Raw genomic sequence first — 20,755 nt, 5'->3', positions numbered from 1 at the left:
CCGTCAGCGCCAGACCCGGCTGCTCTCCAGCGGCGCCCGGCGATCCGCCGGGCGCCGCCGCGGTTCCCGGCTGCCCGCCAGCGGCGAGGCGGAGTTCGGGCCGCGCAGGCGCTGCGCCGCGATCTGGCGCGAGATCAGGATCTCCAGCAGGCTCCACGCCGTACCGAACACGCCGAGGGCCATCAGCAGCAGCGCGGGGGCCAGCAGCCCGCTGCCCGCGTACGAGGCCAGGGTCGCCACGATCAGTGCCACCAGCGTCAGCGAGAGGCTGAACAGGGCACGGACGGCGGCGGAGCGCACCTCGTGCGGCGGACGGCGGTCAACGGCGGACATCGGCGGGCCTCCCCGGCGCAGCGGACGTGACGAGCGCGGCGGGCGTGCTCCGGCGCACCCGCCCGGCATCCACCACCCTGCCCCACCTCGGGCCCGCCATGCCCGGAAATCCCCGATTCACCCCGGAATCCGACGCTCCGCCCGTGGCGGGCCGTCAGTCGAGGGTCGCGTTGAGCTCGTCGAGCGCCCCCGCGACGATCGTGCGCATGGACCGTTCGGCGAGCGCCGCGTCGCCGGCGCAGATCGCCTCGGCCACCTCCCGGTGCAACTGCACCGCGTAGGGCCGGGGCTGGTGCGGCATCAGGTGGTGCTCGGTGCGGCCGGTCAGCACCGCGCCGACGGTGTCCTTCAGGTGCGCGAACATCTCGTTCCCGGAGGCGCGCAGCACGATCGCGTGGAAGGCGATGTCGTGCGCGAGGAAGGTCTCCAGGTCGGCGGCGCGCGCGGTGACGGTCAGCTCCACCGCCAGGGCGCTCAGCTCGCGGCGGTCGTCGTCGCTGGCGTGCACCGCGGCCAGTGCGGCCGCGGCCGGCTCCACCGCCACCCGCAGCGAGCCGAGCGAGCGCAGCTGGGCCGCCCGGTCGGCGCCGGCCAGCCGCCAGCGGATCACCAGCGGGTCGAAGACGTCCCACTCGGACTTCGGGCGGACGGTGATCCCCACCCGCCGCTTCGGGGCGACCATGCGCATCGACTCCAGGATGCGGACGGCCTCGCGGACCACCGTGCGGGAGACCTGGAACCGGCCCTCCAGCTCCTCGGCGCGCAGCACGGCTCCCTCGGGGATCTCGCCGCCGGCGATGGCGGGGCCGAGGTCGGCGAGCAGTCGGCCGGGCAGGCCCTGGATCTCCATCGGACCAGACTATCGGGAAGTAAAAGTATGACGATTGCGTTGCGGTCGCTTGAATAAGTCATACCTTTGCGCGAAGGTGAGCGCGGAACAGGCAGAAGAGGAGCACCGCCCCATGGCTCTCAGCGTCGAGACCGAGCCGCCCGTCGTCGTCGTGATGGGCGTGTCAGGCGTCGGCAAGACCACCGTCGCCCGGCTGCTCGCCGAGCGGCTCGGCCTGCCGGGCGCCGAGGCCGACGACTTCCACCCGCCGGAGAACATCGCCAAGATGAGCGCCGGCGTCCCGCTCGGCGACCGGGACCGCGAGCCGTGGCTGCACGCCCTCGGCCGCTGGCTCGGCGACCGGGCCACCGCCGGCACCGGCGGGGTCGTCACCTGCTCGGCGCTGAAGCGGCAGTACCGCGACACCCTGCGCGCGCACTGCCCGGACGCGTTCTTCCTGCACCTCAGCGGTGGTCACGAGCTGGTCCAGGACCGGCTCGCCCACCGCGTCGGGCACTTCATGCCGACCTCCCTCCTCGACTCCCAGTACGCCCTGCTCGAACCCCTCCAGCCGGACGAGCGCGGTGCCGTACTGGACGTCGGCCCCACCCCCGCCATCCTCGTCGAGTCGGCCGCAGCCCTGCTGGGCCATGTCAACGGAGACCTCGCGTGACCCCCACCTCCCTGCTCGCGGCCGCCGCACCGGCCCTGCCGCACACCGACAGCAACGGCAGACTGCTGCTCGCGGTCCTGCTCAGCATCGGCACCATCGTGCTGCTGATCACCAAGCTGAAGCTGCACCCCTTCCTCGCCCTCACCCTCGGCTCCGGCCTGCTCGCGGCCGTCGCCGCGGCCCCCTTCGACAAGCTGCTCACCAGCTTCTCCACCGGATTCGGCAGCACCGTCGCCGGCGTCGGCCTGCTCATCGGCCTCGGCGCGATGCTCGGCAAGCTGCTCGCCGACTCGGGCGGCGCCAACACCGTCGCCGACACCGTGCTCGCCCGGACGGGCAAGCGCGGACTGCCGTGGGCGATGGCGCTGATCGCGGCCGTCCTGGGCCTGCCGCTGTTCTTCGAGGTCGGCGTCGTCCTGCTGATCCCGATCGTGCTGCTGGTGGCCCGCCGGGGCAAGGTCCCGCTGATGCGGATCGGCATTCCCGCCCTCGCCGGACTCTCCGTCCTGCACGGCCTGGTGCCCCCGCACCCCGGCCCGCTGGTCGCCGTCGACGCGCTCAAGGCCGACCTCGGCGTCACCCTCGCCCTCGGCCTGCTGATCGCCGTCCCCACGCTGATCGTCGCCGGCCCGCTGTTCGCCCGGATCGCCGAGCGCTGGGTGGGCCCGCTCGACGTGCCCGCCGCCCCCGGCACCGGCACCGGTTCCGCTTCCGACGGGCCCGCCGCCGACGGTGACGGCACCCCGCACGGGACCGCCCCGGCCGGCACCGGCACGGGCACGGCGACCGCCACCCGTACGGCGCTGCCCGCGGCCGTCCGCCCCGAGCACGTCCCGCGGTTCGGCGCGGTGCTCGCCACCATCCTGCTGCCCGTCGTGCTGATGCTCGGCAAGGCCCTGGTCGACGTCGTCGTCGACGACCCGAAGGCCGGCGTCCAGCGGTTCTTCGACTTCATCGGCTCGCCGCTGATCGCCCTGCTCGCCGCCGTGCTGCTCGCCATGGTCACCCTCGGCCGGGCGGCCGGCTTCACCAAGGGCCAGGTCTCCGACAGCGTCGCCGCCTCGCTCGGCCCGATCGCCGGCATCGTCTTCATCGTCGGCGCGGGCGGCGGCTTCAAGCAGACCCTGATCGACGTCGGCGTCGGCCGGGCCGTCAGCGCCTGGGCCACCGACTGGCACGTCTCGGCCCTGCTGCTCGGCTGGCTGATCGCCGTGCTGATCCGGCTGGCCACTGGCTCGGCCACGGTCGCCACGATCACCGCGGCCGGCATCGTCGCCCCGCTCGCCGCCGGCATGTCGAGCAGCCACTCCGCCCTGCTGGTCCTCGCGATCGGCGCCGGCTCGCTCTTCTTCTCGCACGTCAACGACGCGGGCTTCTGGCTGGTCAAGGAGTACTTCGGGATGAGCGTCGGCCAGACCGTGAAGTCCTGGTCGGTCATGGAGACGGTGATCTCGGTCGTCGCGATCGCCCTGATCCTGCCGCTCAGCCTGATCGTCTAGGGCCCGTCCCACGGACGCCCGGGGCCCGCACTCCCACCCTCGACCCGGTGGGGTGCGGGCCCCGGCCGTCGGCTCAGCCGCGGTCGCCGTCCGCGGCCGCGGCCCGTCGCGCGAGCAGCTCCCCGAGCGGCGCGTCCGGCACCTTGCGCCACCGCTTCGGCCGCCGACCGTCCGCCCGCTCCGCCACCTCGGCCGCCCGGTCACCGACCCGGCGGCCGCTGAGCGTCGCCAGCACCGTCCGGTGCAGCCGGCGGTTGGCGCTGTTCACCGCCCGCTTGCGGCGCCGGACGCTCGCGCGCGAGCTCTTGTCGTTCTCGCCGTAGGCGTTCCGACGGTCCTTCAGGTAGCTCAGCCGCTTCTTCTCCCGCGGCGTCCTGCGCACCATGCACATCGCCCCCTTCCCCGCACCGACGCTAGGCGCCGGGCGGCGAAGGGGGCGAACGCTTTTACCGGTACTGCCTACTTCTTTCCGCGCTTCGCGAGGCTGCGTCCTACTTCTTTCCGCGCTTCGCGAGGAAGGCCTCGACCTCCTGGCGGACCTCCGGCGTGTCCAGGCCGCGCACCGTCATGGTGGTGCGGCGGCGCAGCACGTCGTCCACGGTGTACGCCCACTCGTTGTCGGCGGCGTACGCGACCTGCGCCCAGACGTCCGGGCCGTCGGCGTGGATCGGCCGGCCGAGCTCCGGGTCCTGCGCGATCAGGTGGGCGATCTCGAAGGAGAGCGTGCCGTAGTGGCTCGCCAGGTGCTTGGCGACCAGCGGCTCCATCCGGGAGCCGGGCTCGCGGTCGACCAGCAGACGGTGCGCGACGGCGTTCGGCGCGCCGACGCCGGGCAGCGGCACGGTCGCCGGGAAGGGCGACATGTCCTCGGCCAGGCCGGTGCCGGGCACGTGCTTGAGCTTCTCCAGCACGGCGCGGCCGATGTGCCGGTAGGTCGTCCACTTGCCGCCGGCGACCGACAGCATGCCGCCGCGGCCCTCGGTGACGACGGTCTCGCGCTTGGCGGCGGCGGTGTCGCCGGGGCCGCCGGGCAGCACCCGCAGGCCGGCGAAGGCGTAGGTGATCAGGTCGCGGTCGAGGTGCTCGTCGCGGATGGCGTGGCCGGCCTCGTCCATGATCTGGTCGATGTCGGCCTCGGTGGCGCGGACGTCCAGCGGGTCGCCGGTGTACTCCTCGTCCGTGGTGCCGAGCAGGACGTGGTCCTCCCACGGGATCGCGAAGGAGACGCGGTACTTGTCGATCGGGATGGTGAGCGCGGCGCGCCACGGGGTGCGGCGCTTGACGACGACGTGCGCGCCCTTGGAGAGGCGGATCGACGGGGCGGCACCCGCGTCCTCCATCTTCCGCAGGTGGTCGACCCAGGGGCCGGTGGCGTTGAGCACCAGGCGGGCGGAGACGCCGAACTCGGTGCCGTCCAGGCGGTCCCGCAGCTCCGCGCCGGAGACCCGGCCGCCGGTGAAGCGCAGGCCGGTGACCTCGGCGTGGTTGAGCACGACCGCGCCGGACTCGACGGCGGCGCGCACGGTCATCACGGCGACCCGGGAGTCGTTCATCTGGTGGTCGCCGTAGACCGCGACCGAGCGCAGGCCCTCGGTGCGCAGCGCCGGCACCTGCTGGGCGGCGTGCGCGGCGGTGGAGACCCGGCCCATGCCGTCGCGGAAGGCGGAGAGCGCCGAGTAGAGGAAGACGCCGGCGCCGAGCTTCGGGGCGCTGTGCGGGCCGCCCTTGTACACCGGCACGAAGAAGGTCAGCGGGTTGACCAGGTGCGGGGCGACGTCGGTGGCGAGCGCGCGGCGCTCCTTGTGGTTCTCGGCGACCAGCTTGACCGCGCCGGTCTGCAGGTAGCGCAGACCGCCGTGGACGAGCTTGGAGGAGGCGCTGGAGGTGGCGCCGGCGAAGTCGCCCGCGTCGACCATGGCGACCTTCAGACCGGCCTGCGCCGCCGTCCAGGCGGTTGCGGTGCCGAGGATGCCGCCGCCGATCACCAGCAGGTCGTAGGTGGCCTTGCCGAGCAGCTCGCGGGTCTCGGCGCGGGAGGCGGTGCGGCCGGTGGTGTAGCCGGCGCCCAGAGTCGGAATGGTTGCCATGGTGTGTGTACGGCGGCCTGGTCGGGCTGCCGTGTCTCCTCTCGGGGTGTGCGGTGCGGTCTCCGCGGGGAGACCGGGGCCGGCCCGGTGCGGCGGGCCGGAACGTCACGAAGGCCGGCCGGGGCGGCGCTGCCCCGGCCGGCTGTTCGTCAGCTCTGCTCGTCCTCCTCGACCCAGCCCATGGTGCGCTCCACGGCCTTGAGCCACTTCTTGTACTCGCGGTCGCGGGTGGCCTCGTCCATCCGCGGGGTCCACTCGGCGGCGCGGTGCCAGTTGGCCCGCAGGGTGTCGAGGTCGCTCCAGAAGCCGACCGCGAGGCCCGCCGCGTAGGCCGCGCCCAGCGCCGTGGTCTCGGCGACGTAGGGGCGCTCGACCGGGGCGTCCAGGACGTCCGCGATGTTCTGCATCAGCAGGTTGTTGGAGGTCATGCCGCCGTCGACCTTGAGGGCGGTGAGCTCCACGCCGGAGTCCTTCTGCATGGCGTCGACGACCTCGCGGGTCTGCCAGGCGGTGGCCTCCAGGACGGCCCGGGCCAGGTGGCCCTTGGTCACGTACCGGGTCAGGCCGGCGATCACACCGCGGGCGTCGGAGCGCCAGTACGGGGCGAACAGGCCGGAGAAGGCCGGGACGAAGTAGGCGCCGCCGTTGTCCTCGACGGTGGAGGCGAGGGTCTCGATCTCGGCCGCGGTGGAGATGATGCCGAGCTGGTCGCGGAGCCACTGCACCAGCGAGCCGGTGACGGCGATCGAGCCCTCCAGGGCGTAGACCGGCTTCTGGTCGCCGATCCGGTAGCCGACCGTGGTCAGCAGGCCGTGGTAGGAGTTGACGACCTTCTCGCCGGTGTTCAGCAGCAGGAAGGTGCCGGTGCCGTAGGTCGACTTGGCCTCGCCCTCGTCGAAGCAGGTCTGGCCGAACAGCGCGGCCTGCTGGTCGCCGAGCGCGGAGGCGACGGGCACGCCCTCCAGGTCGCCGATCGCGTGGCCGTAGACCTCGGCGGAGGAGCGGATCTCCGGGAGGACCGTCATCGGTACCTCCATGGACTCGGCGATCTTCTCGTCCCACTCCAGGGTGTGGAGGTTCATCAGCATGGTGCGGCTGGCGTTGGTCACGTCGGTGACGTGCTTGCCGCCGTCGACGCCGCCGGTCAGGTTCCAGATGACCCAGGTGTCCATGGTGCCGAAGAGGATGTCGCCGGCCTCGGCGCGCTCGCGCAGGCCCTCGACGTTGTCCAGCAGCCAGCGGATCTTCGGGCCGGCGAAGTAGCTGGCCAGCGGCAGGCCGGTCTCGCGGCGGTAGCGGTCCTGGCCGACGTTGCGGCCGAGCTCGCGGCAGAGCGCCTCGGTGCGGGTGTCCTGCCAGACCAGCGCGTTGTGGACGGGCTCACCGGTGTTCTTGTCCCACAGCACGGTGGTCTCGCGCTGGTTGGTGATGCCGATGGCGCGGATGTCGTCCTTGGTGAGGCCGGCCTTCTCGAGGGCCCCGCGGATCACCGACTGGACGCGGGTCCAGATCTCGGCGGCGTCGTGCTCGACCCAGCCCGGCTGCGGGAAGATCTGCGAGTGCTCCTGCTGGTCGACGGCGACGATCCGGCCGTCGGCGCCGAAGATGATGCAGCGGCTGGACGTGGTGCCCTGGTCGATCGCGGCGATGTAGTTCCCGGTGGGCGTGGTGCCAGAAGTCATGGGGTCCTCGATCTGGATGAGGGATGCAGGGACGGGCGGGCCTGACGTGGGGTCAGTCCCCGTGGGCGGGTGCCGGGCAAACCCCGGTCGGGCTCAGAAGACGATGTGGTAGAAACCGCCGGCCAGCAGGCCGCCGATGGCCGGGCCGGCCACCGGGATCCACGCGTACGACCAGTCCGAGCTGCCCTTGTCGGGGATCGGCAGCAGGGCGTGGGCGACGCGCGGGCCGAGGTCGCGGGCCGGGTTGATCGCGTAGCCGGTCGGGCCGCCGAGCGACAGGCCGATGCCGACCACGGTGAGCGCGACGATCAGGATGCCGGTGCCGGAGAGGCCGAGGCCCTTGTTCAGGCCCTGGGTGAGGATCGCGAGGCAGAGCACGAAGGTGCCGATGATCTCGGTGAGCATGTTCTGGATCGGGTTCCGGATCTCGGGACCGGTCGAGAAGATGCCGAGGGTGGGCTCCTCGTTGGCCTGGAACTGGCCGAGGTAGGTGACCCACACCAGGACGGCGCCGATGAACGCGCCGAGCATCTGGGAGCCGATGTAGAGCGGGACCTTGCTCCAGTCGCCGGTGTCGGCGGCGATGGCCAGGGTGACCGCCGGGTTGAGGTGGGCGCCGGACTTGGGGGCCGACATGTAGGCGGCGATGAGGACGGCGAATCCCCAGCCGAAGGTGATGGCGAGCCAGCCGGCGTTGATCGCCTTCGACTTCTTGAGCGTGACCGCGGCGCAGACGCCGCCGCCGAGGAGTATCAGAGCGGCGGTGCCGAGGGTTTCGCCGACGAAGATGTCGCCGTTGGAGAAAGCGGACACAGAGACTCCCTTGTCCTGATGGCCCGGACGTGCGTGTGCGGGTGGGGGCAGGTGTGCCGGGTCGATCCGGTGCGGGTGAGCGCAGTGGGAGCGGATCTTCCCGGCCGCCGTTCGACAATGTCGACCGACATGCGGAAGCTTCCACCGCGGCCACCCTCCACGTCAAGGCAGGGTTACGCACCTGTGACGGACGGGGGCGCAGGGACGCGCCGAACGGGTCCGGGCCGTCCGCGGAACGGGCGAACCGCGGCCCTCCGGGCGCCGCCCGGGCCCGTGGACATGCGAAAGGGGCGCGGACGGGCTGCTCGCCCGTCCGCGCCCCGCGCGTACGTCCTCCGTGACCCCGGGCCCCGGAAGGGGTTCAGAACCGTCCGGCACCCAGGTCCCGGGAGATCGCCCGGGCCGCGCTGCGCACCGAGGCGACCAGCGACGGCTTCACGAAGCCGTCCTCCGTCACCGTCTCCACCGGTCCGCTCACGCAGACCGCGCCGACCGGGTTGCGCCGCCGGTCCTGGATCAGTGCACCGATCGACGCCACCCCCTCCCAGGTCTCCTCGATCGAGTCGGCCCAGCCCCGCTCGCGGATCAGAGCGCACTCCGCGTCCACGTCCGCTGGATCGGTCAGTGTGCGCAGCGTGTAGGACTCGTAAGGCCCGTCGCCCAGTTGCCCGCGGGCGACCGGGTCGTAGGCCAGCAGCACCTTGCCCAGCGCGGTGGAGTGCAGCGGCTGCATCGAGCCGACCTCCAGCACCTGCCGGGTGTCGTCCGGGCGGAAGACGTGGTGCACGATCAGCACGCCCTGCTGGTGCAGCACGCCCAGGTAGACCGTCTCGCCGCTGGCCCGGGCCAGGTCGTCCGCCCACACCAGGGCGCGCGCCCGCAGCTCGTGCACGTCGAGGTAGCTCTGGCCGAGCCGCAGCAGCTCCGCCCCGAGCTGGTACTTCCCGCTCTCCGGGTCCTGCTCGACGAACCCCTCCTGCTGTAGCGTGCGCAGGATGCCGTGGGCCGTGCCCTTGGCCAGGTCGAGCGCGGTCGCGACCTCGGAGAGCCCGAGCCGGCGCTCACCGCCGGCCAGCAGGCGCATGATCGCGGCGGCCCGGGAGAGCGACTGGATCGGGCCGGGCATTGGCTACCTCCCCTGACAGGCGGTCGACATTGTCGACCGAAGTGTTGACGGCACGAGTCTGCCAGGCCGACGGCCGGACGCGCACCTTTCCGATCACTCCGCACCGCGTGCGGAACCTCACCCCGCCCCGCGCACCGCGCGCGCGAGCCCCGCGATCTCCCGCTCGCCGACCCGGCAGCAGCCGCCGACCAGCCGCGCCCCGCCCGCCAGCCAGCCCGTCACCCGCTCCGGACGGAACGTCGGGTCGCCCCGCCAGTCCCGGGCCGCGGCGTCCCACGCCTCGCCGCTGTTGGGGTACACCACCACCGGCAGGCCCGCCGCCCGCGCGGCCACCGGCACCGCCCGGTCGGCGTCGGCCGGGCTGCAGCAGTTCACCCCGACCGCCACCACGGCGTCCACCCCCGCGGCCATCCCCAGCGCGTCCTCCAGCGGCTGCCCCGCCCGGGTCAGGTCGCCCTCCGCGCTGAACGACAGCCACACCGGCACCCCCAGCCCGTCGACCGCCCGCAGCAGCGCCTCCGCCTCGACCATGTCCGGGACGGTCTCCAGCGCCAGCACGTCCGGGCCCGCCGCCGCCAGCACCTCCAGCCGCGGCCGGTGGAAGCGCTCCAGCTCCGCCACGCCCAGCCCGTACCGGCCGCGGTACTCCGACCCGTCGGCCAGCACCGCGCCGTACGGGCCCACCGACGCCGCCACGAACAGCGGACCGGCGGCGACCGCGCCCGGCCGCGCCGGCGCCGCCTGCCCGTCCTCCGCCCGCCGCGCCTGCCCGGCCGCTGCCCGCTCCGCCTCGGCCTGCCGTGCGGCCTCCCGGGCCAGGCGCACGCTCAGCGCGAGCAGCCGTTCCGCCTCGGCCCGGCCCGTCCCGCGGCGTGCGAACCCCTCGAACGAGGCCTGGTAGCTGGCGGTGATCGCGACCTGGGCCCCGGCCCGGAAGTACCCCAGGTGCGCCGCCGTGACCGCCTCCGGCGCGTCCGCCAGCAGCCGGGCCGACCAGAGGGCGTCCGAGAGGTCGTGCCCGGCGTCGGCCAGCTGGTTGGACAGTCCGCCGTCCAGGACCAGCGGGCCCGCCGCCAGGGCGGCGGCGAAACCCGGACGGGCGCCCGGCGCGGCGGGCGGGGGAGCGACGGGCACGGGACACCTCCTGCGGCGCGGGCCGACTCCTGCTGCGGGGCCGGCGCGGATGCCTGAACTGTAGAGCGGCCGCGGCCGCCGCGGAGGCCCGGGGCGCGGATCGCCCCGCGATCCGGCCGTACGGGCGGCCGCCGGGGCGAACCACCCGTACGAGTGATCGAAATCGGCTGGCGGCCGTCGGCCCGCTGCGCTACGTTGTTCTCACTTGGAGAATGACTCCCCGGGCGTCGCTCGGCCGCCGGACGGTCCGACGGGCGCACCGCAGCTCCCACCGAAGGCAGGCACAGGCATGGCAGGCGACAGCGACAGCGGGGGCCCGGGCGAGACCGCGGGCGGCGGCGAGCACGCCTGGCTCGCGGCCTACGACCCGCGCGCCTACACCCCCGTCGCCGTCACCGTCGACGTGGTCGCCCTGACGCTGCGCGCCGACGAGCTGCACGTCCTGCTGGTCGAGCGCGGCGAGCCGCCCTACCAGGGCTGCTGGGCGCTGCCCGGCGGCTTCCTCCGCGCAGGAGAGGAGGACCTCCCCGGCGCCGCTGTCCGCGAGCTCGCCGAGGAGACCGGCCTGCAGGGCACCCTGGAGGCCGCCGCCACCCTGAGCCGCATCCACCTGGAGCAGCTCGGCAGCTACGGTGCCCCCGACCGTGACCCGCGCATGCACGTGGTCTCCGTCGCCTACCTCGCCTTCGCCCCCGACCTGCCCGATCCGCAGGCCGGCACCGACGCCGCGGCCGCCGCCTGGCACCCGGTCTCCGCACTCGACCTGACCGCCTCCCGAACCGCCGGGCCGGCCGCCGACACCCACGGGGGTGGCGTCGGCGGCCGGTCCGGCACCCGGCTCGCCTTCGACCACGCCGTGATCCTCGCGGACGGCCTGGACCGGGCCCGGGCCAAGATCGAGTACAGCCCGCTCGCCACCGCCTTCCTCCGGCACGACTTCACCATCCCCGAGCTGCGCGCCGTCTACGAGGCCGTGTGGGGCGAGCGGCTGCACGCCGGCAACTTCCACCGCAAGGTGCTCTCCGTGCCCGGCTTCGTCGAGTCCACCGGCACCACCACTGAACGCGGCGGCACCCGCGGCGGCCCGCGCGCCCGCACGTACCACGCCGGCGACGCCCGCCTCCTCCACCCGCCGCTGCTGCGCCCCGCCCACGAGGACGACATCCGATGACGGTCCCGCGCACCGCCCGTCCGCCCGCCGGGCCCGGCCCCGCACCGCGCACCTTCGCGGACGCGGCCGCCGCCGTCCTCGCCGCCACCGGCCCGGCGGAGCTGTTCCCCGACGATCCGGCCGAGGCGGCCCGGCGCTACCGCCGCCTCGCCCGCCTCCTCCACCCCGACACCGCACCCACCGCCGACCGCCCCCGAGCCACCGCCGCCTTCCTCGCCCTCGGCCGGCTCTGGGAGCAGCACCAGGGGCCCGCCGGCGACACCACCGCCGAGCTGCGCACCGGTCGGCACACGTACCGGCTCGGTCCGGTCGCGGCGACCGGCGACATCGCCGTCCTGCGCGCCGCCACCACCGGGTCCGGCACCGAGGTGCTGCTCAAGATCCCCCGCAGCGCCCTCGACAACGACCTCCTCGAACGCGAGGCCACCGCCCTCACCCGGCTCGCCCGCCACGGCGACCGCCGCTTCCACGCCTACGCCCCCACCCTGCTGGAGACCTTCCGCCACCAGGACACCGCCGACCCGGCCGACGCCCCGCGCCAGGTCAACGCCCTCGTCCGCTGCGAGGGCCTGCGCCCGCTCACCGACGTCCTCGAGGCCCACCCCGACGGCGTCGACCCGCGGGACGCCGCCTGGATCTGGCGCCGCCTGCTCGTCGCGCTCGGCTACGCCCACCGCGCCGGCGTCCGGCACGGCGCGGTCCTCCCCGAGCACGTCCTCGTCCACCCCGCCGACCACGGCCTCGTCCTCGTCGACTGGTGCTACGCCGGCACCGGCGCGCCGGCCCCCGCGCCCGCTCTGGTCGAGCGCCACCGCGCGCTCTACCCACCGGAGGTCCCCGCCCGACAGGCTGTCACCGAGGCCACCGACATCCACCTCGCCACCCGCTGCATCCAGCTGCTCATGGGCGACCGGGCACCGCGGCAGCTCCGCGCCTTCGTCGCCGGCTGCACCCTGCCCGCCGAGCCCCGCCGACCGCACGACGCCTGGAAGCTCCTCGCCGAGCTCGACGAACTGCTCCACACCCTCTACGGCCCGCGCACCTTCCGGCCGTTCCACCTGCCACCCACCGCCTGAGGAGGCCCCGATGGGCAGCGGCACCTGGTCCACCGACGTCTACGACGCCGCCGCGCACTACCGCGCCGGCACCGGCGCCAGCGCCTTCGCCTACAGCGACGCCACCACCCGCGGCGCCCGCTCCGGCTGGAAGGCCCACCCCAGCCTCGACCCGCACGCCCTCACCGTCCGCGAGAGCAGGGACTCCGACGAGCACCCCGCCTCGCTGGCGATCGCCGTCCTCTTCGACGTCACCGGCTCCATGCAGACCGTCCCGCGCACCCTGCAGACCAAGCTCCCCGAGCTCTTCGGCCTGCTGCTGCGCAAGGGGTACACCGAGGACCCGCAGATCCTCTTCGGCGCCGTCGGTGACGCCACCTGCGACCGCGTCCCGCTCCAGCTCGGCCAGTTCGAGTCCGACAACCGGATGGACGACAACCTCGGCAACATCCTGCTGGAGGGCGGTGGCGGCGGGCAGATGACCGAGTCCTACGAGCTCGCCATGTACGCCATGGCCCGCCACACCGCACTCGACTGCGTCGAGCGCCGCGGCCGCAAGGGCTACCTCTTCCTCATCGGCGACGAACTGCCCTACGGCAAGGTCAAGGCCCGCGAGGTCCGGGCCGTCCTCGGCGAGGACATCCCCGAGGACATCCCGGTCACCGCGATCCTCTCCGAGCTCCGGCAGCTCTACCACGTCTACTTCATCCTCCCGGCCGGCACCGCCTACGCAGGCAACGCCGAGGTCCTCGGCACCTGGCGCAAGCTGCTCGGCCAGCACGTCATCGAGCTCGACGACCTCGACGCCGTCTGCGAGACCATCGCCCTCACCATCGGCCTCGGCGAGGAGGCCATCGACCTCCAGGAGGGCCTCGACGACCTCGCCGACATCGGCTCCGGCGCCGTCGCCAGCGTCGGCAAGGCCCTGGACTCGCTCGCCCGCCACAGCAGGGCGGCGGCCGTCCCCGGCACCTCCCTGCTCGTCCCCGACGACCGCTCGACAGCCGGCACCACCCGCCTCTGAGCACCGCCCGCCCCACCTGCGCTGCGGTCTGCCCGACCCCGGCCGGCCGCAGCGCGGGTCGGGCGCTGCCCGCCACCATCCACCGCAGCATCCATCCACCGCAGCGCCCATCCACCGCGACACCACCCGCCGCAGTCCCCCGCACAGAACGGGCACCGCCGTGACCGACCCACGATTCGACGGACACGTCATCGTCTGCGACCTCGGCTACGGGGACGCGGGCAAGGGCACGATCGTCGACCACCTCTGCCGCGGCCCGCTCGGCCCCGACAGCCCCCACCCGGCCCGCGCCGTCGTCCGCCACAACGGCGGCGCCCAGGCCGCGCACAACGTCGTCACCGACGACGGCCGCCACCACACCTTCGCCCAGTTCGGCTCGGGCACCCTCGCGGGCGTCCCCACCCACCTCTCCCGGTTCATGCTGGTCGACCCGCTCGCCCTCGCCGCCGAGGCCCGGCACCTGGCCGCCCTCGGCGTCCCCGACCCGTTCGCCCTGCTCACCGTCGACCGCCGCGCCCTGCTCACCACCCCGTACCACGCCGCCGCCAACCGCATCCGCGAACAGCGCCGCGGCCCCGACCGCCACGGCTCCTGCGGCCTCGGCATCGGCGAGACCGCGAGCTACGCCCTGGACCACCCCGAGGACGCCCCGACCGCCGGCGACTGCACCCGCCCCACCCGGCTGCTCACCCTCCTCACCCTGCTCCGCGACCGCCTCGCCGACCGGCTCGGCCTCGACCCCGCCGAGCTCCCCGCCCCGCCGCCCGCCGACTGCGCCGAGGCCTTCACCGCCTTCGCCGCCCGGGTCCGCCTCACCGACGGCGACCACCTCGCCCACCTGCTGCGCACCGGCCCGGTGATCTTCGAGGGCGCCCAGGGCGTCCTGCTCGACGAGCACCACGGCTTCCACCCCCACACCACCTGGTCCACCACCACCTTCGCCAACGCCGAGACCCTGCTCGCCGAGTCCGGCGCCCCCACCGCCCTCCGGCTCGGCGTCGTACGCACCTACACCACCCGCCACGGCCCCGGCCCGCTCCCCACCGAGGACAAGGCCCTCGACCTCCCCGAACCCCACAACACCACCGGTCGTTGGCAGGGCGCCTTCCGCACCGGCCACTTCGACACCCCCGGCCACCGCTACGCCCTCGCCGCCACCGGCGGTGCCGACGCCCTCGCCCTCACCCACCTCGACACCCCCGCCCACCACCGCGACCTGCGCCTCTGCGACGGCTACGAGCTGGACGGCGCACCCCTGCACGCCGTCACCACCGGCATGGCCGGCGACCTCGACGCCCAGGCCCGCCTCACCGAGGCCCTCCTCCGCGCCCGCCCCGGCACCCTCACCGACCCCGGCCCCGACCCGCAGGACTGGTCCGACGCGATCGCCGACCGCCTCGGCACCCCCGTCCTCCTCGAGTCCCACGGCCCGACGTCCCGTCAGAAACACCTCCGCCGAGCCGCCGTCCACCGCAGTACCATCCACCCCATGACCACAGACCAGGCCGACCGGAAGTCCTACGGCCCCGGCTCGCACTGCCACTGGTGCGGCACCCCCTACAGCCCCGGCACCGCCGCCTGGCCCCGGACGTGCCCCGGCTGCAACGAGATCAGCTACCGCAACCCGCTGCCCGTGGTCGTCACCCTCCTGCCCGTCGTCTCACCCGAGGCCGAAGGCCTGGTCGTCATCCGCCGCACCATCGAGCCGGGCTACGGCGAGCTCGCCCTCCCCGGCGGCTACATCGACTACGGCGAGAGCTGGCAGCAGGCCTGCGTCCGCGAGCTCCGCGAAGAGACCGGCATCGAGGCCGACCACGCCCGGGTCACCCTGGTCGCCACCGACTCCGACACCGCCGGCGGCTTCCTCTGCCTGTTCGGCATGCTGCCCGCCCGACGGCTCGGCGAGCTCCCGCCCTCCGTCCCCACCTCCGAGACCGAGGGCTGGCAGTTCCTCCCCACCCCGTCCCGGCTGGCCTTCCCCTTCCACACCCGGGTGGCCCACGCCTGGTTCAACGGCGACTACGCCCACCTGGTCTGACCACCGGCGGTCGCCACCGGCGCGGTGCCGCAGCGCCGCGCCCGGCCCCCGGCAGGGGCCCCTGGCGCACCCGACGATCACATGGCAAGGTCTGCTCGTCAGCCACCACGCGGGCGGCGCCCGCCACGAGCAGCCCCGCCCACCGCCCCCGGCCCCCGGGCGGGGGCGCTCCACCCCGGGAGACCACCACCGTGAGCACCCCACCCGAAGGCCGACTGCTCTGGCGCCCCGACCCGGCCCGCGCCGCCTCCGCGCAGATCGTCGCCTTCCAGGCCTGGGCCGCCGAGCACCACGGCGCCCCGGCGGCCCCGCTCGCCCCCGCGGACGACGACGAGCAGGCCGCCGCCCGCTACGCCGCCCTGCACGCCTGGTCCACCGAAGACCTGGAGCGCTTCTGGACGGCCGTCACCGAGTGGTTCGACGTCCGCTTCACCACCGCGCCCGAGGCCGTCCTCGCCGACCCGGCGATGCCCGGCGCCCGCTGGTTCCCCGGCGCCCGCCTCAACTACGCCGAGCACGCCCTGCGCGCCGCCGAGGACGCCGACCGGGCCGACAAGCCCGCGATCCTCCACCTCGACGAGACCACCGAGCAGCCCGCCGCCCTCACCTGGGCCGAGCTCCGCCGCCAGGTCGGCTCGCTGGCCGCCGCGCTGCGCGCCCGCGGCGTCCGCCCCGGCGACCGGGTCGGTGCCTACCTGCCCAACGTCCCGCAGGCGATCGTCGCCCTGCTCGCCACCGCCGCCGTCGGCGCCGTCTGGACTTCCTGCGCCCCCGACTTCGGCGCCCGCAGCGTCCTCGACCGCCTCCAGCAGATCGAGCCCACCGTCCTCTTCGCGATCGACGGCTACCACTACGGCGGCAAGGACCACGACCGCACCGAGGTCGTCGCCGAACTCCGCCGCGAGCTCCCCACGCTGCGCACCGTCGTGCACATCCCGCTGCTCGGCGCCCCCGCCCCCGAGGGCGCCCTCGACTGGGCGGAGCTGGTCGCCGGCGACGACGAGCCGGTCTTCGAACCCGTCCCCTTCGACCACCCGCTCTGGGTGCTCTACTCCTCCGGCACCACCGGTCTGCCCAAGGCCATCGTGCAGAGCCAGGGCGGCATCCTCGTCGAGCACCTCAAGCAGGCCGCGCTCCACCTCGACCTCGGCCCGGACGACCGCTTCCTCTGGTACACGTCCACCGGCTGGATGATGTGGAACTTCCTCGTCGCCGGCCTCCTCGTCGGGTCCACGATCGTCACCTACGACGGCAGCCCCGGCCACCCCGACACCGGCGCCCTCTGGTCCGTCGCCGCCCGCACCCGCGCCACCGTCCTCGGCACCTCCGCCGCCTACGTGATCGCCAGCCGCAAGGCCGACCTCCACCCCGGCCGCGACCTCGACCTCTCCGCCGTCCGCTGCCTCGGCACCACCGGCTCCCCGCTGCCGCCCGACGGCTTCCAGTGGATCTACGACGAGGTCAAGAAGGACGTCTGGCTCGCCTCCGTCAGCGGCGGCACCGACGTCTGCAGCTGCTTCGTCGGCGGCGTCCCCACCCTCCCCGTCCACCTCGGCGAGATCCAGGCCCCCTGCCTCGGCGCCGCCGTCGCCTCCTGGGACGTCCAGGGCCACCCCCTCACCGACCAGGTCGGCGAGCTCGTCGTCACCGGGCCGCTGCCCTCCATGCCGATCGGCTTCTGGAACGACCCCGACGGCACCCGCTACCGCGACAGCTACTTCGACATGTACCCGGGCGTCTGGCGGCACGGCGACTGGATCACCGTCACCTCCCGCGGCACCGTCGTCATCCACGGCCGCTCCGACTCCACCCTCAACCGCCAGGGCGTCCGAATGGGCTCCTCCGACATCTACGAGGTCGTCGAACGCCTCCCCGAGATCGCGGAGTCCCTGGTCATCGGCGTCGAGGAGCCCGACGGCGGCTACTGGATGCCGCTCTTCGTCGTCCTCGCCCCCGGCGCGGACCTCGACGACTCGCTGCGCGCCCGCGTCCGCACCGAACTGCGCACCCAGCTCTCGCCCCGCCACGTTCCGGACGAGATCATCGCCGTCAACGGCCTCCCGCACACCCTCACCGGCAAGCGCATCGAGGTCCCCGTGAAGCGGCTGCTCTCCGGCACCCCGCTGGAGAAGGCGGTCAACCCGGGCTCGGTCGACAACATCGACCACCTCCGGTTCTTCGAGCGCCTGGGCGCCGAGCGCCGCGGCTGAGCCCCACCCGCCGACGGCCGCCGGGCGGACCCGGACAGCCGAGCAGGGGCGCTTCCAACCCCCACGGTGGAAGCGCCCCTGCGAGCCCCGGCCCTGCTCCGGGGCGTCTACTCGCCGGTCAGCACCTGGTGCGCCGCGGCACGCGCGTCGGCCGCGGTGTCCGCAGCCCGCGCCGCCGCCGCGGCACGCCGGCACTGCGCCAGCGTGACCTTGGCCAACGCCGTCCGCACGTACGGGATCGACGAGGCACCCATCGACAGGCTCGTCACCCCGAGCCCGGTGAGCACACAGGCGAGCAGAGGGTCGGCCGCCGCCTCACCGCACACGCCGCAGCTCTTCCCGGTCGAAAGCGCGGCCTCGGCCGACAGCGCGATCAGGTCCAGCAGCGCCGGCTGCCACGGGTCCTGCAGCCGCGCCACCGCGCCGACCTGCCGGTCCGCCGCGAAGGTGTACTGCGCCAGGTCGTTCGTCCCCAGCGACAGGAACTCGACCTCCTGCAGGATCGACCGCGCCCGCAGCGCCGCCGACGGGATCTCCACCATCGCACCGAACTTCGCGGTCAGCCCCGCCTCCCGGCAGGCGTCCGCGAACGCCTTCGCGTCCTGCCGGTCCGCCACCATCGGCGCCATGACCTCCAGGTGCACCGGCAGCCCTTCAGCCGCCCGGGCGAGCGCACGCAGCTGCGCCGCCATCACCTCGGGGTGGTCCAGCAGCGTCCGCAGACCGCGGACACCCAGCGCGGGGTTCGGCTCGTCGGCCGGCGTCAGGAAGTCCAGCGGCTTGTCGGCCCCGGCGTCCAGCACCCGCACGACCACCCGGCGCTCCGGGAAGGCCTCCAGCACCTTCCGGTACGCCTCGAACTGCTTCTCCTCGCTCGGTGCCTTCGCCGAGTCGTCGAGGAAGAGGAACTCCGTCCGGAACAGGCCGACGCCCTCCGCCTCGGCCTCCAGCGCCGCCGGCAGGTCGGCCGGGCCGCCGATGTTCGCCAGCAGCGGCACCAGGTGCCCGTCCGAGGTCCGGCCCGGTCCGGAGGACGCGGCCAGCGCGGCCTTCCGCTCCGCCGCCAGCCGGCGCAGCTCCTCCTGCCGCTCGACCGAGGGGCTCACCAGCACCTCGCCGCTGCTGCCGTCGACCGCGACGACCAGACCCTCGGCGACCCCGGTCGCGCCCGGCAGCGCCACCACGGCGGGCACGCCCAGCGCCCGGGCCAGGATCGCGCTGTGGCTGGTCGGCCCGCCCTCCTCGGTCACGAAGCCGAGCACCAGCGTCGGGTCCAGCAGCGCGGTGTCCGCCGGAGCGAGGTCGTGCGCGAAGAGCACGTACGGCTCGTCGCTGTCCGGCACGCCCGGCATCGGCACGCCGAGCAGCCGCGCCACGATCCGGTTCCGCACGTCGTCCAGGTCGGCCACCCGGCCGGCCAGGTAGTCGCCGGCCGCCGCGAGCAGCGCCCGGTACGCGGCGAAGGCGTCGTAGATGCCCCGCTCGGCACTGCTGCCGACCGCGATCCGCCGGCTGACGTCCGCCATCAGCTCCGGATCCTGCGCCATCAGCGCCTGCGCCTCGAGGACGGCCTGCGCCTCGCCGCCGGCCAGGTTGCCGCGCGCGATCAGGTCGGCCGCGACCGCGTCCACCGCGGCCTGGGCGCGCGCCTGCTCCCGCGGGGCGTCCTCACTGGGGATCTGCGTCGCCGGGGGTTCCAGCACGGCGGTTCCCATGTGCCGCACGGGGCCGATGGCGACCCCGTGACTGACTCCTACACCGCGAAGCATCGGTTCCACGTTCAGGGATTCCTTTCACCCGGCCAGCGCGGGGGGTCAGTTCCAGGTGAAGAGTTCGCCGCCGGGGGTGATCTCACCGCTCTCGGCCACGTCCGCGAGCGCCTCCGCGGAGGCCTCCAGCGCGACGATCGGAGAGATCGGCGACTTGCCGGCGGCCTCGACGGCCGCCGGGTTCCAGCGGATCACCGGCTGGCCCCGCTTGACCTCGTCGCCCTTGCCGACGAGCAGCTCGAAGCCCTCACCGTTGAGCTGGACGGTGTCGATGCCGAGGTGGGTGAGCACGCCGTGGCCGTCGGCGTCGACGACGACGAAGGCGTGCGGGTGCATGGACACCACGAGCCCGTCGACCGGTGCCACCGCCTCGGTGGGCTCGCGCACCGGGTCGATGGCGGTTCCGGGCCCGACCATCGCGCCGGAGAACACGGGGTCCGGCACGTTGGCCAGCCCGACGGCCCGCCCGGCGAGCGGCGAGGTCACAGTGGTCATGGTGGAGCCTCCCAGGTGCGGAGTACAGCGCATGCGGCCGCAGAGCAGCGGCATCGGCATCAGCTGAAGCCTAAATCATGTCAACTTCGGACATACCGGCACGTAACGGCGGAGTGCGCCGAGCGGGGAAACCCCCTGCTCCAGCGGCACGGAACCGTCCGCCACCGGCCCTTCGGCACAGCAGTGAAGCGCCTGCGCCGACTCAAGTGGTCTAGTCCTCTGCGTCGATGCGCCGCACTCTACGGCATGCGGGGGAGTGCCGACGATGGCCCCGCGCAGACGGCCCGCAGACGCCGCCCATCAGAGGGGTGCTCCGTACGGGTGACCGCGGCGCGTCCCGATTTGGCGCTCGGGTCGAGACCGGCTAACGTTGCACGGGTCGCCGCGCGGCGATGGTTAACTCCGCAAGTCGGAAACGTAAAGCACCGGTTAAACGGCGGCAAACGGATCTGATAAGCTGGAAACACGGAAGAGCGAAACGCCCGGAGGGTCCGCTGGAAGGCGGTCCGAAGGAAGTGTCCGTTCCTTGAGAACTCAACAGCGTGCCAAAAGTCAACGCCAGATATGTTGACATCCCCGGCCGGTCGGGAGATCGATCGGTTGGAGATTCCTTTTGAAATAACACAGCGAGGACGCAGTGCGCGGGGCCACCCTATTCCGGTGGTTGCCGTGCCGCTCACCGCGAGTGTGCACCGGCGCTTTTAATGAAGCACTGCCGGGTAATCATTCACGGAGAGTTTGATCCTGGCTCAGGACGAACGCTGGCGGCGTGCTTAACACATGCAAGTCGAACGGTGAAGCCCTTCGGGGTGGATCA

17 protein-coding genes and 1 rRNA gene are annotated in these 20,755 nt (G+C 73.9%); 8 read left to right on the top strand and 10 right to left on the bottom strand.

What is annotated here, in order from left to right:
* Positions 1-3: 3 nt before the first annotated feature.
* Both AB0442_RS17500 and AB0442_RS17495 read right to left on the bottom strand, forming a co-directional pair.
* Positions 4-333, bottom strand: coding sequence for a hypothetical protein (locus AB0442_RS17500; RefSeq protein WP_366163745.1), 330 nt, complete (start codon positions 331-333; stop codon positions 4-6).
* Positions 334-487: 154 nt separating this feature from the next.
* A complete protein-coding gene (locus AB0442_RS17495) occupies positions 488-1,183 on the bottom strand; it encodes an FCD domain-containing protein (protein ID WP_363542881.1) in 696 nt (231 codons plus the stop codon).
* Positions 1,184-1,295: 112 nt separating this feature from the next.
* Here AB0442_RS17495 and AB0442_RS17490 point away from each other — a divergent pair, with 112 nt between their 5' ends.
* Together AB0442_RS17490 and AB0442_RS17485 are read left to right on the top strand one after the other, a co-directional pair.
* On the top strand, positions 1,296-1,835 hold the full coding sequence (locus AB0442_RS17490) for a gluconokinase (protein WP_363542880.1): 540 nt from the start codon (positions 1,296-1,298) through the stop codon (positions 1,833-1,835).
* On the top strand, positions 1,832-3,334 hold the full coding sequence (locus AB0442_RS17485; RefSeq protein ID WP_366163743.1) for an SLC13 family permease: 1,503 nt from the start codon (positions 1,832-1,834) through the stop codon (positions 3,332-3,334). The genes AB0442_RS17490 and AB0442_RS17485 overlap by 4 nt, the downstream gene beginning before the upstream one ends.
* A gap of 73 nt (positions 3,335-3,407) precedes the next feature.
* On the opposite strand, the gene AB0442_RS17480 is transcribed toward AB0442_RS17485, so the two are convergent.
* From AB0442_RS17480 to mmuM, 6 genes are all read right to left on the bottom strand, one after another.
* The gene (locus tag AB0442_RS17480; RefSeq protein ID WP_366163741.1) at positions 3,408-3,719 is read right to left on the bottom strand and encodes a hypothetical protein; all 312 of its coding nucleotides are present in this window, start codon (positions 3,717-3,719) and stop codon (positions 3,408-3,410) included.
* A gap of 106 nt (positions 3,720-3,825) precedes the next feature.
* On the bottom strand, positions 3,826-5,421 hold the full coding sequence (locus AB0442_RS17475; protein WP_366163739.1) for a glycerol-3-phosphate dehydrogenase/oxidase: 1,596 nt from the start codon (positions 5,419-5,421) through the stop codon (positions 3,826-3,828).
* 149 nt (positions 5,422-5,570) lie between these two features.
* Positions 5,571-7,103: a glycerol kinase GlpK gene (gene glpK, locus AB0442_RS17470; protein ID WP_344627384.1), complete on the bottom strand. Its 1,533-nt coding sequence runs from the start codon at positions 7,101-7,103 to the stop codon at positions 5,571-5,573.
* Between the two features lie 93 nt (positions 7,104-7,196).
* On the bottom strand, positions 7,197-7,916 hold the full coding sequence (locus AB0442_RS17465) for an MIP/aquaporin family protein (protein WP_366163737.1): 720 nt from the start codon (positions 7,914-7,916) through the stop codon (positions 7,197-7,199).
* 361 nt (positions 7,917-8,277) lie between these two features.
* Entirely contained in the window at positions 8,278-9,042 is a 765-nt protein-coding gene (locus AB0442_RS17460) for an IclR family transcriptional regulator (protein ID WP_363542874.1), read from the bottom strand.
* 117 nt (positions 9,043-9,159) lie between these two features.
* A complete protein-coding gene (gene mmuM / locus AB0442_RS17455; RefSeq protein ID WP_366163735.1) occupies positions 9,160-10,176 on the bottom strand; it encodes a homocysteine S-methyltransferase in 1,017 nt (338 codons plus the stop codon).
* Positions 10,177-10,465: 289 nt separating this feature from the next.
* Here mmuM and AB0442_RS17450 point away from each other — a divergent pair, with 289 nt between their 5' ends.
* The 5 genes from AB0442_RS17450 to AB0442_RS17430 all read left to right on the top strand — a co-directional run bounded on the left by AB0442_RS17450 (position 10,466) and on the right by AB0442_RS17430 (position 17,674).
* The gene (locus AB0442_RS17450; protein ID WP_366163734.1) at positions 10,466-11,347 is read left to right on the top strand and encodes an NUDIX hydrolase; all 882 of its coding nucleotides are present in this window, start codon (positions 10,466-10,468) and stop codon (positions 11,345-11,347) included.
* Positions 11,344-12,423, top strand: coding sequence for a molecular chaperone DnaJ (locus AB0442_RS17445; RefSeq protein ID WP_366163733.1), 1,080 nt, complete (start codon positions 11,344-11,346; stop codon positions 12,421-12,423). The genes AB0442_RS17450 and AB0442_RS17445 overlap by 4 nt, the downstream gene beginning before the upstream one ends.
* Before the next feature lie 10 nt (positions 12,424-12,433).
* Complete coding sequence (locus AB0442_RS17440) at positions 12,434-13,426, top strand: hypothetical protein (RefSeq protein WP_366163732.1); 993 nt, start codon at positions 12,434-12,436, stop codon at positions 13,424-13,426.
* 160 nt (positions 13,427-13,586) lie between these two features.
* Complete coding sequence (locus AB0442_RS17435; protein ID WP_366163731.1) at positions 13,587-15,464, top strand: adenylosuccinate synthetase; 1,878 nt, start codon at positions 13,587-13,589, stop codon at positions 15,462-15,464.
* Positions 15,465-15,655: 191 nt separating this feature from the next.
* Positions 15,656-17,674: an acetoacetate--CoA ligase gene (locus tag AB0442_RS17430; protein ID WP_363542868.1), complete on the top strand. Its 2,019-nt coding sequence runs from the start codon at positions 15,656-15,658 to the stop codon at positions 17,672-17,674.
* Positions 17,675-17,781: 107 nt separating this feature from the next.
* Here AB0442_RS17430 and ptsP read toward each other — a convergent pair whose 3' ends face one another.
* Both ptsP and AB0442_RS17420 read right to left on the bottom strand, forming a co-directional pair.
* A complete protein-coding gene (ptsP, locus tag AB0442_RS17425; protein WP_366163729.1) occupies positions 17,782-19,452 on the bottom strand; it encodes a phosphoenolpyruvate--protein phosphotransferase in 1,671 nt (556 codons plus the stop codon).
* A 36-nt stretch (positions 19,453-19,488) separates the two neighbouring features.
* Positions 19,489-19,938 (bottom strand): PTS glucose transporter subunit IIA, encoded by a 450-nt coding sequence (locus AB0442_RS17420; protein ID WP_344627375.1) that lies wholly within the window; start codon positions 19,936-19,938, stop codon positions 19,489-19,491.
* Positions 19,939-20,664: 726 nt separating this feature from the next.
* On the opposite strand from AB0442_RS17420, the gene AB0442_RS17415 reads away from it, so the two are divergent.
* Positions 20,665-20,755, top strand: a 16S ribosomal RNA gene (locus tag AB0442_RS17415); the annotation flags it as partial.

The sequence above is a fragment of the Kitasatospora sp. NPDC085895 genome (genome assembly GCF_040702125.1).
Classification (GTDB): Bacteria; Actinomycetota; Actinomycetes; order Streptomycetales; family Streptomycetaceae; genus Kitasatospora; species Kitasatospora arboriphila.
Note: the sequence above shows the minus strand (reverse complement) of the source record. Positions and strands in the feature narration are given on the sequence as shown.

Coding starts and splice junctions, on each gene's coding strand:
- AB0442_RS17500 (WP_366163745.1), bottom strand. CDS start 333: ATGTCCGCCGTTGACCGCCGTCCGCCGCACGAGGTGCGCTCCGCCGCC.
- AB0442_RS17495 (WP_363542881.1), bottom strand. CDS start 1,183: ATGGAGATCCAGGGCCTGCCCGGCCGACTGCTCGCCGACCTCGGCCCC.
- AB0442_RS17490 (WP_363542880.1), top strand. CDS start 1,296: ATGGCTCTCAGCGTCGAGACCGAGCCGCCCGTCGTCGTCGTGATGGGC.
- AB0442_RS17480 (WP_366163741.1), bottom strand. CDS start 3,719: ATGGTGCGCAGGACGCCGCGGGAGAAGAAGCGGCTGAGCTACCTGAAG.
- AB0442_RS17475 (WP_366163739.1), bottom strand. CDS start 5,421: ATGGCAACCATTCCGACTCTGGGCGCCGGCTACACCACCGGCCGCACC.
- glpK (WP_344627384.1), bottom strand. CDS start 7,103: ATGACTTCTGGCACCACGCCCACCGGGAACTACATCGCCGCGATCGAC.
- AB0442_RS17460 (WP_363542874.1), bottom strand. CDS start 9,042: ATGCCCGGCCCGATCCAGTCGCTCTCCCGGGCCGCCGCGATCATGCGC.
- AB0442_RS17450 (WP_366163734.1), top strand. CDS start 10,466: ATGGCAGGCGACAGCGACAGCGGGGGCCCGGGCGAGACCGCGGGCGGC.
- AB0442_RS17445 (WP_366163733.1), top strand. CDS start 11,344: ATGACGGTCCCGCGCACCGCCCGTCCGCCCGCCGGGCCCGGCCCCGCA.
- AB0442_RS17440 (WP_366163732.1), top strand. CDS start 12,434: ATGGGCAGCGGCACCTGGTCCACCGACGTCTACGACGCCGCCGCGCAC.
- AB0442_RS17420 (WP_344627375.1), bottom strand. CDS start 19,938: ATGACCACTGTGACCTCGCCGCTCGCCGGGCGGGCCGTCGGGCTGGCC.